We start from the raw sequence: 15645 nt of genomic DNA, 5'->3' as shown, positions 1-15645 counted from the left end.
AAAATGTTAAAGGTCGGACTAACTGGAGGAATTGCATCAGGAAAAAGTACAGTTTCAGGATTCTTAAGAGAATCAGGATTTAAGATAATAGATGCAGATACAATAGCTAAGGATGTACTTAAAAAATATCCCGAAATATTAAAAAGAGTAAGAGTAGAATTTGGGGAAGGTTTTTTTGACTGGAGAGGAGAATTTAGAAGAAAAGAATTTGGTAATCATATTTTTAGGTTTCCAAGACTAAGAATAAAGTATGAAGAGATAATTCTACCATATATATTAAAAGAAATTGATTTAGCATTTCTTGAAAAAGAAAAAAAAGGTGAGAAAATAGTTATTTTGGATGCTCCAACATTAATAGAAAATAAACTTCATGAGTCAATGGACCTAGTAATTCTAGTATGGGTAGACCATAATACTCAAATTGCAAGGCTTAAGGAGAGAGATAAGCTAAATCAAAGTGAAGCTCTTCAAAGAATAAATTCACAGATGAATTTAGACAAGAAAAAGGATTTTTCAAACATAATTGTTGATAATTCAAAAGATATAGCATCAACTGCAGTACAGGTAAAAGATTTAGTTGAAATATTAAATAGTTATAAATAATTCTATGGGAGACAATAATGAAAGTAAAGAGAGTATTTATAGTAGTTTTGACTCTAATAGCTATTGTATTGATTTCAAGAGAAATTATATATAATACTTTATATCCACTTAAATATAAGGATTATATTTTGAAATATTCAAAAGAAAATGGCTTAGATCCATATTTAGTGATGTCTGTAATTAATACTGAAAGTAAGTTTAACAAAGACGTTGCTTCTAAGAAACAGGCCATTGGGTTAATGCAATTGACTGAACCAACAGCTGAATGGATTGCAAAGTCAATGAATGATATTAACTTTAAAAGTGAAGATTTATTTGATCCAGAAAAGAATATACAAATGGGTTGCTGGTATTTAAAGAACTTACAAGAGGAGTTTGGTACAACTGAATTAGTTTTGGCAGCATATAATGCAGGAAGAGGTAATGTAAGTAAATGGCTAAATAACTCCGACATATCAAAGGATGGGAAGAATCTGCATAACATTCCCTATGGTGAAACAGATAAATATATTAAGAAGGTTAAGGTAAATTATAATATATATAAACTTTTATATAAAACATAGTTTATAATTAATTAAAAGTAATATAAGTAAGTATGACAGAAGGGAAGTTATAATGACTTCCCTTTTTATATTGCTTAAAAGGATAAACTTTTTGTAACATGGGAAACTATATATTAATTCTTCAATAGCATTTGGAGGTTTATATGAAAAAGTATTTTTTAACGGTTACACTAATCATAGTTTTTATTGTTATAGGAATAAAAATAGCGCCAGTAATTAGAGATAAGACTTCTCTATTCAAAAATGATGTTGCTTATATTGCAAAAGCAGATAATAAGAGTTTTTATATCTATAAATATGGAAGATGGAAAAAAGAATTTATTAAAGGGGTAAATCTTGGACTTGGAAAGCCAGGACACTTCCCAGGTGAACTAGCATTAACAAAAGAAGAATACCTTGATTGGTTTAAGGAAATAAGTAACATGAATTCAAATACTATAAGAGTCTATACAACTCTTAAACCTGAATTTTATGAGGCCTTATATGAATATAACAAGAAAAATTTTAATCCTATATATGTTATGCAGGGAGTTTGGGTTAATGAAGAAGATATGGCCTCAATTGGAGATGCCTTTGATAAAAAAATATTAGATACGGTTAAGGAAGACACTAAAAATTTAATTGATATAATTCATGGAAATGCTGAACTTAAAGAACAAAGAGGTTTTGCCAGCGGAAAGTACACACACGATGTCTCAAATTATATCTCTGCTTGGATACTTGGTATAGAGTGGGATCCCGCGTTTGTAATTAGTACAAATGAAAAGAATGCTGCTAAGAAATCTTATGATGGTAATTATATTTATACAAAGGGCGCTTCACCTTTTGAAAATTGGCTAGCAGAAATTCAGGATTATGCAATTAAATATGAAACAGATAAATATAAAATGCAAAGACCTACGAGCTTTACCAATTGGGTAACTACAGATTTGTTAAGTCATCCCAATGAACCTTTACCCAAAGAGGACTTGGTTCCAGTAAATCCAATGCATATTTTAAGTAAAGAAAATTTTAAGCCGGGGCTTTTTGCATCTTATCACATTTATCCCTATTACCCAGACTTTATGAATTATCAAAAAGAATATATACAAAATAAAAGTGGAGAAGTTAATACCTACAAAGCTTATTTGGAGGATTTAATAAAGGAACATAGCATTCCGGTATTAGTAGCTGAGTTCGGAATTCCAGCATCAAGAGGAAAGGCACATGAGAATATTCATACAGGCTTTAATCAAGGAGAGATTGACGAAAAATCTCAAGGAGAGATGGAAGTATCAATGCTACAAGATATTTATAATACTGGTTATGCAGGTGGACTCATTTTTACATGGCAAGATGAATGGTTTAAGAGAACCTGGAATACCATGGATTTAGATATACCTGATAGAAGACCCTTTTGGTCAAATCCTCAAACAAATGAACAGGAGTTTGGAGTATTGGCTTTTGATCCAGGAGAAAAGGAAAGCATTTGTTATGTTGATGGAAATACTAAAGAGTGGATTAATAGTAATAATGTTTCTAAAACTAATAGTGCAGAACTTTATGTAAAGTCTGATGAAAAATATATATATTTTTGGATAAAGAAAAAAGATTTACAGCTATTTAAGGATAAAATTATTATTTCAATAGATACTCTAAAAAATAGTGGTAATAGTTACTATAAAGATTTTAATTTAAACTTAAATATGGGATCAGAATTCTTGCTTTTTATAAATGGAAAAGATAATTCTAGAGTACTTGTAGATAGCTATTATGACTCATTTTATTATATATATTCAAAACTTGGAATGATTGATATAAATCCAAACTTTGATGCTAAAAACAGTGGAACATTTAATCCAATTTATCTGTGTTTAAATAGACAACTTAAGTTGCCACAGGATAAGAGAGTTATTCCATTTACCAAATATGAAACAGGCAAATTATTTTACGGAAATGGGAACCCTAAAAATAAGGATTTTAATTCCTTAAGTGATTTTTACACTAACGGAGATAATATAGAAATAAGAATCCCTTGGCAATTATTTAATGTGATGGACCCATCTGAGAAGATGATTATGAATGACTTACATATAGAAGGTATAAAGCCTATAAAAGCACAAAATTTTCAAATTGGTTTAAGTATTTTTAATGCAGATGGAACAATAGAGAGTGGAAATATAGGAACATTTAATTGGGATGAGTGGGAAATGCCCAAATATCATGAAAGATTAAAACCATCTTACTATATTTTAAAAGATGCATTTAAAAGAATTGGAGCGAGTTAAATGTTGGTAAATGTTAATGAAGCTAAAGGAAGCATACTATTTTTTACTCATAATGAAAAAAAACTTCCTAACTGGGTTGTAGAATGCAATACCTATGGATTTGGGGTTCTCATAGAAAGTATTAAAGACTTTATGGAGGAAAAAGAAGACGTTTTTTTAGATTTATTAGAAGAAAGTATTAGCTTAATAATTATTGAAGATGACCTTGAAAGAATATCCTTTGAATTATATAAAAACCTAAGGAAAGAAGATAAATTTAAAAAGATGCCAATATTATTTCTTGGGGAATTTTATAATGAAGTTAAATTAGAAGCAATGGAAATGGGAGCAATAGATTACCTCAAGGAAACAATAAATTCAAAAGAGCTAGTCTTAAAACTAAAGAACATTATAAGTATTTATAATGAATATGTTAATTCCTTAATATATGATTCTCTAACAGGCACGTATACAGCTACTTACGGAGAGAAATTGCTTAAAAAAGAGATAGATATATCTAAGAAAGATAAATCAAAGTTATCAATTTTGATAGTAGATATAGATGATTTATCCGCTATTAATAAGAACATTGGGAAATTAGCAGGAAATGAAGTTATTAGAAAAATAACAAGTATACTAAAAGATAAATTAGAACTAAGAGATTTCATATTCAGAGTAGCTGGAGGAAAGTTTTTAATGGTATTTCCCAATAAAACCTCATTATATGTGCTTAAGCTTGGTGAGGAAATTGCAAATGAAATTAGTAAGTTATCTAATGAATTTAAAGTGGAAATAAGTATAACTGGAAATGTTAGAGAATTTCAAGAAGAGGAAGATATTTTAAAGATAGCATTAATTGAATTATTGAAATTTAAGAGAAAGGAAAGAGGAAAAGTATATTTAAGTGATAAGAATATTGAAATAAATTCAAAGAGCATTCTTATTATAAACGAAGACAAAGAATTTTTAAAGATAATTAAAAAAAGATATAAGAATAAAGATTTTAAGGTATACACAGCTAATGAAGTGGAGACTTTAAGTAAAATTTTATCATTATATTTAATAGATATTGTCATAACAGAATTTATACTCCCTGGAATGACAGGCGTTGAAATAATAAGAGAAGTTAAAAAAGCAAATAAAGATACTAAAATCATAGTATTTACATTGCAAAAAAGTGAAACATTAATTGAGAGAGCATTTAACGAAGGAGCAGATGATTTTTTAAGCAGACCTGCCTCACCAATTGAATTAGATGCAAGGATTAATAAGTTATTACAGAAGAGGTAATATGGAGAGATTAGTTTATTATTCAATTGTATTTTTTATAGGATTTATACTTATTTTATACATTTACCTAGTTTATCAAAAATTTTTGGAAAAATATATTCATAAAAAGTCAAAAAGCTATTATAAGGATATAGTGGATTTTTTTGATGAATTTATGATTAATTTAGAGAAAAGAGAGGGTACTTTTGAAGAAATTCAAAAACTAAGTAAGCTAGCAAAAAATAAGCTTAAACGCAGAATTATAATTGATAGAATTGCATTTTATAGTAATATTTACACTGGAATAGTATCAAAAAGAATGAGTGAAGTATGCTATAATATAGGACTTCTAGAATATGAATTTAAAAATTTAAAAAGCAGAGATTATTTTAAAGTGGCCCATTCATGTAAAAACCTCGGAATATTTAAAAATGAAGCTGCCACAGAATATCTATTAAAAGTCCTTAGAATAAGGTCCATTGATATAAGATATAACGTATTAATGGCATTAACAAAAATAGGCAATAAAGAAGCTTTAATAGAGGCATTTAATATTTTAGGCAATAAATTTAACTTAAGTGAGAGAGCATTAACTGAAATAATAGATAGCTTTGAAGGTGATAAGCTAGGATTATTTAATAAAATGCTGGATTTCCCTAATGTATTTGTATCTACTGTATTTATAAAAACCACAGGAGGATATATGGTACCTACATTAAATGAGAATATAGCAAGATTTATTAATAATGAAAACAAGGAAAAAAGAATAGCAGCAATAAAAGCAATTGGTAAAACTGGTGATACTAGATTTTTAGATCAAATATTAAATAAATTAAAAGATAGAAATTGGGAGGTGAGGTCTGCAGCTGCAAAAGCTCTTGGAGCAATGCAAGATGAAAGAGCACTGGATTCTTTAATTAATGCACTTTCTGATAGTGAATGGTGGGTTAGATATAATTCTGCTAATTCAATTATAAATATAAAAGCAGGGATTAATAAGCTTAGAGAAATATTTATGAGTGATGATGAATTTGCAAAAGATAGTATTGTTTCAGCACTTGAAGGAAGCGGTTTGACTCAAGATATATTTGTATTCCAATATTCAAGGGAACCAAATAAGAAAGAACTATACGAGTTATTTTCAGATTATTTATCAATGAAAGAAAGTTAGGTGGAATATGAGCTGGAATGTTATTGGAAGAATTATTTACAATTTTAATAATTTTATTTTATATTATGTTTTATTAATTAATTCTATATATTTCATTCAATTAATACTATCTGCCTTTAGTTTATCGGATTATATTAAAAAGATAATATATTCTGACTATAAAAAATACAGTTCATCGGAAAATATGCTTCCTATCTCCGTGTTAGTTCCTGCATATAATGAAGAAGAAACCATTGTGGACAATATTAAGTCCTTGTTATCCCTTAACTATTCTAATTTTGAAATTATAGTAATAAATGACGGTTCAAAAGATGAAACCTTAAAAAAAGTAATTGAGGCATTTGATTTAGTTATGCTAAAACAACCAATACGATATAGAGTTAAAACTCAAAACATAAAAGGAATTTACAAAAATATAGATATACCCAACTTAGTTTTGGTTGATAAAGAAAATGGAGGGAAAGCTGATGCGCTAAATGCAGGGATAAATGTATCAAAGTATCCTATTTTCGCTGCAATAGATGCTGACTCTATAATTGAAAGTGACTCTTTGATAAGAGTTACAATGCCATTTATCGAAAATAAAGCAACTATTGCAGTTGGAGGAATTGTTAGAATTGCAAATGGAAGTTCTATAAGAGATGGAATTATAAAGAAAATAGATCTTCCTAAAAATAGAATAGCAATGTTTCAGATTATTGAATATTTAAGAGCCTTTCTAACTGGAAGAATGGGATGGGATGCCATGGGATCTCTGCTTATAATATCTGGAGCCTTTGGTGCATTTAGCAAGGCGGAAGTTATAGAAGTAGGGGGGTATAGTGTAGGAACTATAGGAGAAGATATGGAGCTTGTAATGAAAATACATGAATATATGCTTGCCAACAAGAGGGAATATAAGGTAAAATTTATACCAGATCCTGTATGTTGGACACAAGCACCGGAAAGGATAAAAGATTTGAAAAGTCAGAGAGTAAGGTGGCAAATAGGACTTATGGACAGCTTGTTTAGGCACAAGAAAGTTTTATTTAATCCTAAATATGGTTCAATAGGGCTTATTGCAGCTCCATATTTTTGGATTTTTGAAATGACAGGTCCATTAATTGAGGTCATTGGTTATTTCTTAATTCCTCTTTCTTTTATTTTTGGATTTTTAGACTTAAGGTTTTTTATTCTTTTTCTTACTTCATCAATACTTTATGGAATCATTTTGTCAATAGGAGCAATTTTGCTTGAAGAATACACATTTAATAAATATCCAAGTTTAAGGCAATTACTTCGTTTAAGTTTTTTTGGAGTTTTAGAGAACTTTGGATATAGACAGCTTACAGTATTATTTAGATTAGAAGGAATTATTAAATTTAGAAAGAAAAGAAATAGTTGGGGGAAGATTAAGAGAAAAGCATTTTCTTAATTGGTGAGGGTATATGAAGAAACATAAAATTATAAAAATTATATTAATCATCATGATAATTATATTATCAGTGACTTTTGTTATTGTTAAGCCATATATTTTTAAGCAGAATTTAAATGTATCATGGAAAACAGAAGAAAAGTCAAAAGAGGAAGTTTTAAATTATAACTTTTTAATTAGTAAAATGTATAAGGATGGGTATGGAGTATATACTAATTATCTAGATGGACCTAATGAGGGAGACATAACAAAAGGGCATACGGTTTTATCTGAATCAGAAGGTTTATTGATGTTGTATTTAGTTAACTCAGGAGAAAAAGTTGAGTTTGATAGCAATTATGACATAATTAAGAATAAAATGAGATTAAAGAATGGATTGCTTGCATGGAGATACAATAATAGTGAAACCAATAAAAGTTCATCTACTATTGATGATTTAAGAATAGTAAGAAGCTTGCTTTATGCATATGATAGATGGGGGGACTTTAAATATAAGTATCTTGCAATTAGCATATCACAAGATACTTTGAAGAAGGTGTCAAAAGAAGGTTATCTATATGATTCTAATGATGGTACGACATCAAGTAATTTAGTTGTTTTGTGCTATTTAGACCTTAAAACCATGGAGTTATTAGAAAAATCAAATTCCAAGTGGAAAAAGATTTATAGTAATTCCTTAGATATCTTGAAAAATGGACAACCTATAAAAGGAGTGCCCTTATTTAAGAAGAGTTATTTACCAAAAGAAAATAAGTATTCAGATGAAAAAGACGTAGAGATAGTATACTCACTTAATGTATTAAAAAATCTTCAATTAGCAGGTGTTGATATTTCAAAAGAACTTGATTGGTTATGGAAAGAATTCAGTAAAGAAAATAAGTTATATATAAAATATGATTTTAACGGAAACAGGACAAGCGAATTTGAGTCTACTTCAGTGTATGCAATATGTGGAGAGATATTCGAAAATGCAAATAGGCAAACTGAGGCTGATGCGCTAAAGAAAAGAATGTTAGAATTCCAAGCTAAAAATAAAGATAGTGAAATCTACGGTTCTTTTGGAAATGAGCAAACTAAAGTTGTGTATTCCTATGACAATTTAAACGCACTAATTTTTTTAGCTAAAAAGAATGCAGATTTATAGTATCACAATTGACAAAAGCTTATAATAAATTTATTATATATAAGTAACAGTGTATAAGCAGGTGTGCTGGAACTGGCAGACAGGCACGTTTGAGGGGCGTGTGTTCTACGAACGTACGGGTTCAAGTCCCGTCACCTGCACCATAAGTAATTAAACACATGATGTACTAATAAGAGTACCTCATGTGTTTATTTTTTATTATAAAAATTTGAGGTGAGTCATGGTTCTATTTCCACAAATAAAGAGGTGTAGTTAATTAATATATACAAATAATAGTAATGATTAATTTTATGACTATATTAAGGAGGAACTGAAATGGCTCGTAGAAGTAATAAAATATTAGTACCTGAAGCAAAAGAAGGGTTACATAAGGTTAAAGTAGAAACATCAAAAGAAGTAGGAGTGGATTTAAATAAAGAATATAGTGGAGATATAACAACTAAGGAAGCTGGGAAAATTGGAGGACCATTAGGTGGGCAGATGGTTAAAAAAATGATTGAAGATTTTGAGAAAAAACTATAAAAATACTTTTCAAGTAGAGGCAATATTTTTAAATACTGCCCCTATTAGGTATAAAGAAAATTCAATCTAAAATTTGAGATATTCCCATTGCAATCATTAATAAGCCAGCTAGAACAGTAGCAATTCTTTTGTCGATTTTAAATTTGCTTAAAAGTTCTATAGCATAATTACCAGAGAAAAATATAAGAAAACTTACAAAGAAGAAAGTTAAGCCTACTGCAAGCGGATGATAACCAGCTAAACCAACTCCTACCGAACCACCAATGTCGTCAAGTGCTAAAGCAAGTCCAATAGAAATAGATTCTTTATAGCTTAATGTTTTTACTTGCTCAGTAATATCTTTCTTTTTTAGGAATGGCTCAAGCATAATTTTGATACCAGTTCCTGAGATTAGAAGCATGCTAAGGAATGAGGCTACATTATCGCTTAAGAAATTAGATATTAAGCTGCCAGAAAGAGAGGAAGTAAACGCAACAGTAAATGCCATTAATGATATAAGAAAATTTTTCTTGAGCTGAACCTTAATTCCTCCAATGCTATAGGCAATTCTTATTCCAATATTATCAAAACTATTAATAAGGGCTATTAATAGTAAATAAAGAGTAGTTTGCAGCATAGTCTTCACCACCTTATATTTAAGTACCGACTTATTATATAGAGTTATAAAATTTAATGGTGGTAAGTTATTCTTGAATATATGATATGTAAAATATACAGAATTGTGTTATATTTTAGAAAAAAGAATTTTATTTGGTCTGTTTTTGAAGTATTATAAAAGAAATAAATATTTAAAAAGGAGAGGAATAGAATGGAGACAGATAAAAAACCTACAATAACAGTTGAAACTACCATTAATGAACAAGTAGAAAAAGTATGGGAGTACTGGACAGAGCCAGAACATATAAAAAAATGGAATAGTGCTTCTGAGGATTGGCATACTCCTTTTGCAGAAAATGATTTAAGAGTAGGAGGGAAATTCCTTTCTAGAATGGAAGCAAAAGACGGAAGTTTTGGATTTGATTTTGGTGGAGTATATGATGAAGTAAAATTAAACGAATTAATATCTTATACAATGGGAGATGGTAGAAAAGTAAGAATATCATTTGCAAACAATTCAAATAAGACTATAGTTATGGAAAACTTTGAAGCTGAAGACACTAATTCAATTGAGCTCCAACAAAGAGGATGGCAGTCAATCTTAGATAACTTTAAAAAGTATGTAGAAGAAAATAATAACACTCAGTAAAAATAATAAAGGAAAGCTCTGCTTGTAGAATATAACAAAGGGAGCTTTCCTTTAATTTATTTTTCATAAACTTCATTTTGTTTCATTACATTATATATAAGTTTTTATTTCTCTAGATTGAGTAATATTTTTGATTTCTTTACTATAATTTTTATCATTGAGCTGAGTATTATTAAGTATATCATTAGCTTCATTTAAATTAATATTATTCATATTAATAAATTCTTTTATAACCTTGGTACTAGAATTAAGCTCATTCTTAAGTAAATTTTCAGTGCTATCTTGTACCATCGAAATAGCCTCCTTAATAAAAATTATTTCTTTATTAGTATGTCATAATTTATAAAAATAAATCTGGTAAGGTTTTCTTCTAACGAAAAACCTTCTTATTTAAGAATAAGAAGGTCTTCAATGAATTTTATTTTAATTTATTTATATAAGCCAAATCCTGTTATGATTAATTTATCCCAATCAGTTCCTTCATCATGGATCCAATTATATTCGATACTTAGTTCTTTTAACCAAGCATTGAGACCGCTACTTTTCTTACTTACATTTGGTGATTGTCTACCAAACTTTTCTTTTATCATCTCTAGCAATTGAGCCTGTTCTTCTTTTCCTAAAGCTTTCTCCAACATTGATTCTATAACTGCGCGACATTCGAAATAACACTTATGATCTTCAGCATATATTTCATTAGCTAATAATTGTCTTTTAGTGTTTAAGGTTTCAACTACCTGATGTATTTCTTCTACATTTGATAAGTACTTTTTAGCTGTATTCATAGCAGCAATATCACTATCTATTCTATTTATTGCTCTTTCTAATTTTTCATTTTTCATTTTATAATCTCACTTTACTTTTTTTATTTGTCATTACTTTTCGACAATAAATAATTATATCATTAAAGTATACATCATACAAAAGTTTAAGAAATAAATATTAAGTAATGAACATAATATTATTAAATGCCATACTATAGTGAGATAGTATGGCATTATTATTTATTTAAGATTAGTCCATTTTTTATAAGAACATAATCTTTTGAGTATTAATTCTTTTTCTTCTTCATTATAAGAAGGATTTACAGCAGTAATAATTTTAAGCAGTTCATATCTATCTAATTTAAAAGGATTTAATGTCGATTCTTCTAAACTGGATTCATATTTATAGTCTATAGGTTTATCAAATAATAAATTGAACCAATAATTATCCTTTGCAAAGGCTAATTTATAGTAACAGTCCTCATATTTACTTAAAACTTCTTTATTTACATTATGCTTAGTGGTTAAATCTATAACATTTAAAGTATTATTTTTGTCATTTAGAAATTTATTATTATAGATAGTTATATCATTAAGCTTTTCTTCAAATTCTATTTTATACATATGCCAGAATGATTTTTTAGTTATTGTATAATTTAATGATGTATTTATACTATTACAATTATTATTTTTAAGATAAAAGTAAGCCATTGAACTAACTAATTCCTTTAATTTTGTAAGTTTATCATAATCAATATCAAGTGCAACTAGATTTGAATTTAAGTCATCAATAAGATTTTTTAGGAATAATTTATTGTTTAATTCATTATGATTTTCATCAAAAAACTTAACTAGTTTATAATAATTTAAGCCCTCTAACGGACCCGTTTTAATATAAGTCAAAACTGATTTTACTGTATTTATTTTTTCTTTTCCAAGTTCATATATTATCTCAAGTGTATTCATAAAACACATATCAAACATAAGAATATCAATCTGAACACCAATATCTTGATATATCAGATTAATTGCTTTACAAAGATCATATATTCCCATCATATAAGGCCTATCTTGACTTAAGTCTGGCATAGCAGCAATAAATCCACCACCATGATCAGATAAAATTAGTGCATAGTGATTTGAAGGATAATTCTCTATACCCCATTTTATAAATTCATATAAGTTATTAGGATCTGCCATACAGATATTTCCTAAGTCTGATAATAATTTTGAATTAGGATTTTGAATGTAATACCTTCTAACTCCAGTCCAGTATTCATTAATATTATCTACTAAGGTTGCAGGTTTAAGAATACTTAATAACTCCGAGCTTTCTCTAGAAATTTGCATTACTACGTTAACACTTTTTGTAGATCCTATTTTTTCTGCTGATATTTTTGACTTTAACATTATAGAAGATAAGTCATTATTTCCATTTGCATATATAAGAATTGTCCAATCCTTTGTTTCTATCTTGTTCATCGTAAACACCACTTTTGGGCTTTTATTTCATTATATGAATATTAAATTAATAAGTAACTAAAAGAGCTAAATTAGGGTAAAATATAAGTGAAATAATTTATGTACAAATATAAGAAAGAGGAGAATTTTTATGAATAAATCTAAAAGATCTTATATTGCATTATGTATCAGTACTATACTAACTTTTTCATTAATTTCAATGTTTGGTTGTTCAAATTCAAATAAAACTGCTAATAATAATCAAGATAATAACACAAGTCAAAATTCAACAAATGATGAAAAAGAGGATGAAGGAAATACAGCAAATAATAATACTAATAATTCAGAGCAACAAGGGAAGAATACTCAAAATTCATTACTTGAAAGTATAAAAAATTTAGCCAAACAAGGAAAAATAATAAACAGTGATTTTAAGGCTAAGACAACAAATCTTCAAGATGTAGAAAAAGCTTGGGGAAAAGCAGATAAATCTGAGTGGGTTTCTGCAGCAAAAGGCATGTATACCACATATTCAAAGCATAATGTTGTCTTTGGCTCTAATAAAGGAGATCAAGTATTTGAAGTTAGATCCTATGATAAAAAATTAAATGGAGTTACACTTCAAATGGTAAAAAAATATTTTGGAAATCCTGCCTATAATGTCAAGTCGAATGGAGAAGAGATATTAGGTTATGTAGCAAGTACGGATTTTAAAATTTTATTTGTATTTTCAGGTACCTCGGGCAGCGATGATACTAAATTAGATCATTATTCAGTTTTATATCCTAAGGGGACAGTTAATAATATGGCAGATGATCCTGGTAGGGAGTGGTAAAAGAAAAGTTTAAGAGAAGCTTTCATTAGCTTCTCTCATTTTTATTTTAAGGTTTTTATGATAATATATTTGATATTAGAAAAAGCGGTATGGAGGTAATGAAGTGAATATACAGATATTTGGAGTAAAGAAATGTTTTGATACACAAAAGGCAGAAAGATATTTTAAAGAGAGAAAAATAAAATACCAGTTTATTGATTTAAATCAAAAGGCTATAAGTAAAAGAGAGCTAGAAACAATTAAGGCAGCTGTAGGACTTGATAAACTTATAAACGAAAAAGCAAAGGAATATAAAACTTTAAATTTAGATAAGATTAGAGGAGAAGGAGTAAGAGAAGAGCTGCTATTAAATAATCCTAAATTATATAAAACTCCAATAGTTAGAAATGGTAAAAATGCAACTGTAGGATTTGAACCTAGCATATGGAAAGAGTGGGAGTAGTTAAAGCAATAGGAAATATATAATCTCCAGAATTAAATTGATAATATTAGCATCGTGATATATAATATTAATAAATAATCATTATCTATTGATAAATGGAGGATAAACTTATGAAATGGTATAAAAATATGAGAATAAAACAAAAACTAGTTCTTTCCTTTTCTATATTAACGTTTTTTATTGTGGTAGTTGGTGGATTTGGTGTTTATGGACTTAAAAGTATTAATGCTAATGTAGATACTCTTTATAATGATAATTTTATTACACTAAAGAATATTGAAAAAATCAACTCCAATATATTAGTTTCAAGATTAGATATAATTAATTTAGTGGAAAGTAGAGATTCTAATAATGTTCAAAAGACGGTAGACAGTATTAGTCAAATTAGAACTGAAGATAATAGTATTTTAGCTGACTATGAAAAAACAAATCTTTCAGAAAACGAAAAGAGACTGTTATCAAGTCTAAAAGATGGATTAAATAAATATAGAGTAGCTGTTGATGACACAATTAATTTAATGAAAGATAAAAAGTATGATGAAGCAATGGAATTAAGCAAGAATACAGGTTCTATTAGATCAGATATAACATCTTCTGTTGATAAGTTAATATTAGAAATAAATAATCAAGCGGCTACAAATAAAGAGACAAGTAATGGAATTTTTAAGGCAACTCTATATATCATGTTAATACTAGCAGTTGTTGCAACTTTAGCAGGAATAGTTATGGCATTTGCTATATCTCAATCTATTGCTAAAAGTATAAAGAAGGTGTTAAACCTTGCAACGTCTCTTGAAGAAGGGGATTTATCCCATAAAATAGAGGTAGATTCTAAGGATGAATTAGGAGTGTTATCACAAGCTTTAAATAATGCAGCAGAAAATGTAAGAACATTGGTATCTCAAATCTCAGATAGTGCATATAGCATAAGTTCTAGTAGTGAAGAATTATCTGCAACTTCAGAAGAGGTTTCTTCAAGGATGGAAATAGTAAATGAATCTACTGAACAAATAGCTAAGGGATCCCAAGACTTAAGTGCAACAACTGAAGAAGTTAGTGCTTCTACACAAGAGATTAATTCAACAACAAATGAACTTGAACATAAAGCAAATGATTCTTATAAGTCTGTTATTGAAATCAAAAATAGGGCAGTAGATTTAAAAACTAGGGCTACAAAGAATATTGAAGCAAATGAGATTATATACAGAGAAAAGAGTCAGCATATTATAAATGCTATTAAAGAAGGCAAGATTGTAGATGAAGTTAGAATTATGGCAGATTCTATTGGTGAGATAGCATCGCAAACTAATTTATTAGCATTAAATGCAGCTATTGAGGCAGCAAGAGCTGGAGAGCAGGGAAAAGGCTTTGCAGTTGTTGCAGATGAAATAAGAAAACTAGCTGAGCAATCAGCTGAAGCTGTAGCACAAATTCAAAACATGGTGGTACAAGTTCGAAATGCATTTACTAACCTTTCATCAGGTGGTCAGGATATATTAGAGTATTTAGCTAATGATGTTAGACCAAGTTTTGAATTGCTTATGAGTACTGGTATTCAATATGAAAAAGATGCTGAGCTTGTAAATGGCATAATAGAGGATATTGCAAAATCTTCAAAACAAATAAATGAAGTAGTTGGACAAGTTGCGGATGCCATTGAAAATGTTACTGCAACTGCTGAAGAATCAGCTGCTGGTTCAGATGAGATTTTAAGAAGTATTAATGAAATTACTGCCTCAATAAATGATGTTTCAGAGGCATCACAGAGTCAAGCAGAGCTTGCTATGAATCTTAATGAAATGGTTAAGAGGTTTAAAATCTAATAATACATAATTAAAGGAGCTAATATGAAGTGCACCCCAAATGTTAGACAAAAATAATATTTGGAGGTGTATTTTTTATGGCAAAACATTCATTAGAAGTTAAAATCAAAGCAGTGAATGATGTGCTAGAGTTAGGTATGTC

General features: G+C 28.5%; 16 protein-coding genes and 1 tRNA gene. 13 read left to right on the top strand and 4 right to left on the bottom strand.

Going from position 1 to position 15645, the window contains the following annotated elements; all coding sequences use genetic code 11:
• Positions 1-3 precede the first annotated feature (3 nt).
• From coaE to JK634_RS00585, 9 genes are all read left to right on the top strand, one after another.
• Entirely contained in the window at positions 4-603 is a 600-nt protein-coding gene (gene coaE / locus JK634_RS00625; RefSeq protein ID WP_202765700.1) for a dephospho-CoA kinase, read from the top strand.
• Positions 604-620: 17 nt separating this feature from the next.
• A complete protein-coding gene (locus tag JK634_RS00620; RefSeq protein ID WP_202765699.1) occupies positions 621-1166 on the top strand; it encodes a lytic transglycosylase domain-containing protein in 546 nt (181 codons plus the stop codon).
• A 143-nt stretch (positions 1167-1309) separates the two neighbouring features.
• A complete protein-coding gene (locus JK634_RS00615; protein ID WP_202765698.1) occupies positions 1310-3433 on the top strand; it encodes a family 2 glycosyl transferase in 2124 nt (707 codons plus the stop codon).
• Entirely contained in the window at positions 3434-4702 is a 1269-nt protein-coding gene (locus JK634_RS00610) for a response regulator (RefSeq protein WP_202765697.1), read from the top strand.
• A 1-nt stretch (position 4703) separates the two neighbouring features.
• On the top strand, positions 4704-5852 hold the full coding sequence (locus JK634_RS00605; protein WP_202765696.1) for a HEAT repeat domain-containing protein: 1149 nt from the start codon (positions 4704-4706) through the stop codon (positions 5850-5852).
• A 7-nt stretch (positions 5853-5859) separates the two neighbouring features.
• Complete coding sequence (locus JK634_RS00600; protein ID WP_202765695.1) at positions 5860-7266, top strand: glycosyltransferase family 2 protein; 1407 nt, start codon at positions 5860-5862, stop codon at positions 7264-7266.
• Positions 7267-7279: 13 nt separating this feature from the next.
• A complete protein-coding gene (locus JK634_RS00595; protein ID WP_202765694.1) occupies positions 7280-8410 on the top strand; it encodes a glycosyl hydrolase family 8 in 1131 nt (376 codons plus the stop codon).
• 57 nt (positions 8411-8467) lie between these two features.
• A tRNA-Leu gene (locus tag JK634_RS00590) sits at positions 8468-8553 on the top strand.
• Between the two features lie 172 nt (positions 8554-8725).
• Positions 8726-8932: an alpha/beta-type small acid-soluble spore protein gene (locus JK634_RS00585; protein ID WP_202765693.1), complete on the top strand. Its 207-nt coding sequence runs from the start codon at positions 8726-8728 to the stop codon at positions 8930-8932.
• A gap of 61 nt (positions 8933-8993) precedes the next feature.
• Here JK634_RS00585 and JK634_RS00580 read toward each other — a convergent pair whose 3' ends face one another.
• On the bottom strand, positions 8994-9548 hold the full coding sequence (locus JK634_RS00580) for a manganese efflux pump (protein ID WP_202765692.1): 555 nt from the start codon (positions 9546-9548) through the stop codon (positions 8994-8996).
• Positions 9549-9740: 192 nt separating this feature from the next.
• Here JK634_RS00580 and JK634_RS00575 point away from each other — a divergent pair, with 192 nt between their 5' ends.
• Positions 9741-10178: an SRPBCC family protein gene (locus JK634_RS00575; RefSeq protein WP_202765691.1), complete on the top strand. Its 438-nt coding sequence runs from the start codon at positions 9741-9743 to the stop codon at positions 10176-10178.
• 90 nt (positions 10179-10268) lie between these two features.
• Here JK634_RS00575 and JK634_RS00570 read toward each other — a convergent pair whose 3' ends face one another.
• The 3 genes from JK634_RS00570 to JK634_RS00560 all read right to left on the bottom strand — a co-directional run bounded on the left by JK634_RS00570 (position 10269) and on the right by JK634_RS00560 (position 12424).
• Positions 10269-10469, bottom strand: coding sequence for a hypothetical protein (locus JK634_RS00570; protein ID WP_202765690.1), 201 nt, complete (start codon positions 10467-10469; stop codon positions 10269-10271).
• A 137-nt stretch (positions 10470-10606) separates the two neighbouring features.
• Entirely contained in the window at positions 10607-11020 is a 414-nt protein-coding gene (locus tag JK634_RS00565; RefSeq protein WP_202765689.1) for a hypothetical protein, read from the bottom strand.
• Positions 11021-11182: 162 nt separating this feature from the next.
• Positions 11183-12424, bottom strand: coding sequence for a clostripain-related cysteine peptidase (locus JK634_RS00560; protein WP_202765688.1), 1242 nt, complete (start codon positions 12422-12424; stop codon positions 11183-11185).
• Between the two features lie 130 nt (positions 12425-12554).
• Here JK634_RS00560 and JK634_RS00555 point away from each other — a divergent pair, with 130 nt between their 5' ends.
• The 3 genes from JK634_RS00555 (at position 12555) to JK634_RS00545 (ending at position 15503) form a co-directional block, all read left to right on the top strand.
• A complete protein-coding gene (locus JK634_RS00555) occupies positions 12555-13238 on the top strand; it encodes a YjgB family protein (protein ID WP_202765687.1) in 684 nt (227 codons plus the stop codon).
• Positions 13239-13341: 103 nt separating this feature from the next.
• The gene (locus tag JK634_RS00550; RefSeq protein ID WP_202765686.1) at positions 13342-13680 is read left to right on the top strand and encodes an ArsC/Spx/MgsR family protein; all 339 of its coding nucleotides are present in this window, start codon (positions 13342-13344) and stop codon (positions 13678-13680) included.
• A 110-nt stretch (positions 13681-13790) separates the two neighbouring features.
• Entirely contained in the window at positions 13791-15503 is a 1713-nt protein-coding gene (locus JK634_RS00545) for a methyl-accepting chemotaxis protein (RefSeq protein ID WP_202765685.1), read from the top strand.
• Positions 15504-15645: the final 142 nt, after the last annotated feature.

The sequence above is a fragment of the Clostridium paridis genome, assembly GCF_016765615.1.
Lineage (GTDB): Bacteria > Bacillota > Clostridia > Clostridiales > Clostridiaceae > Clostridium_T > Clostridium_T paridis.
The sequence above is the reverse complement of the archived record's forward strand: the minus strand, read 5'-3'. Positions and strand labels throughout refer to the sequence as shown.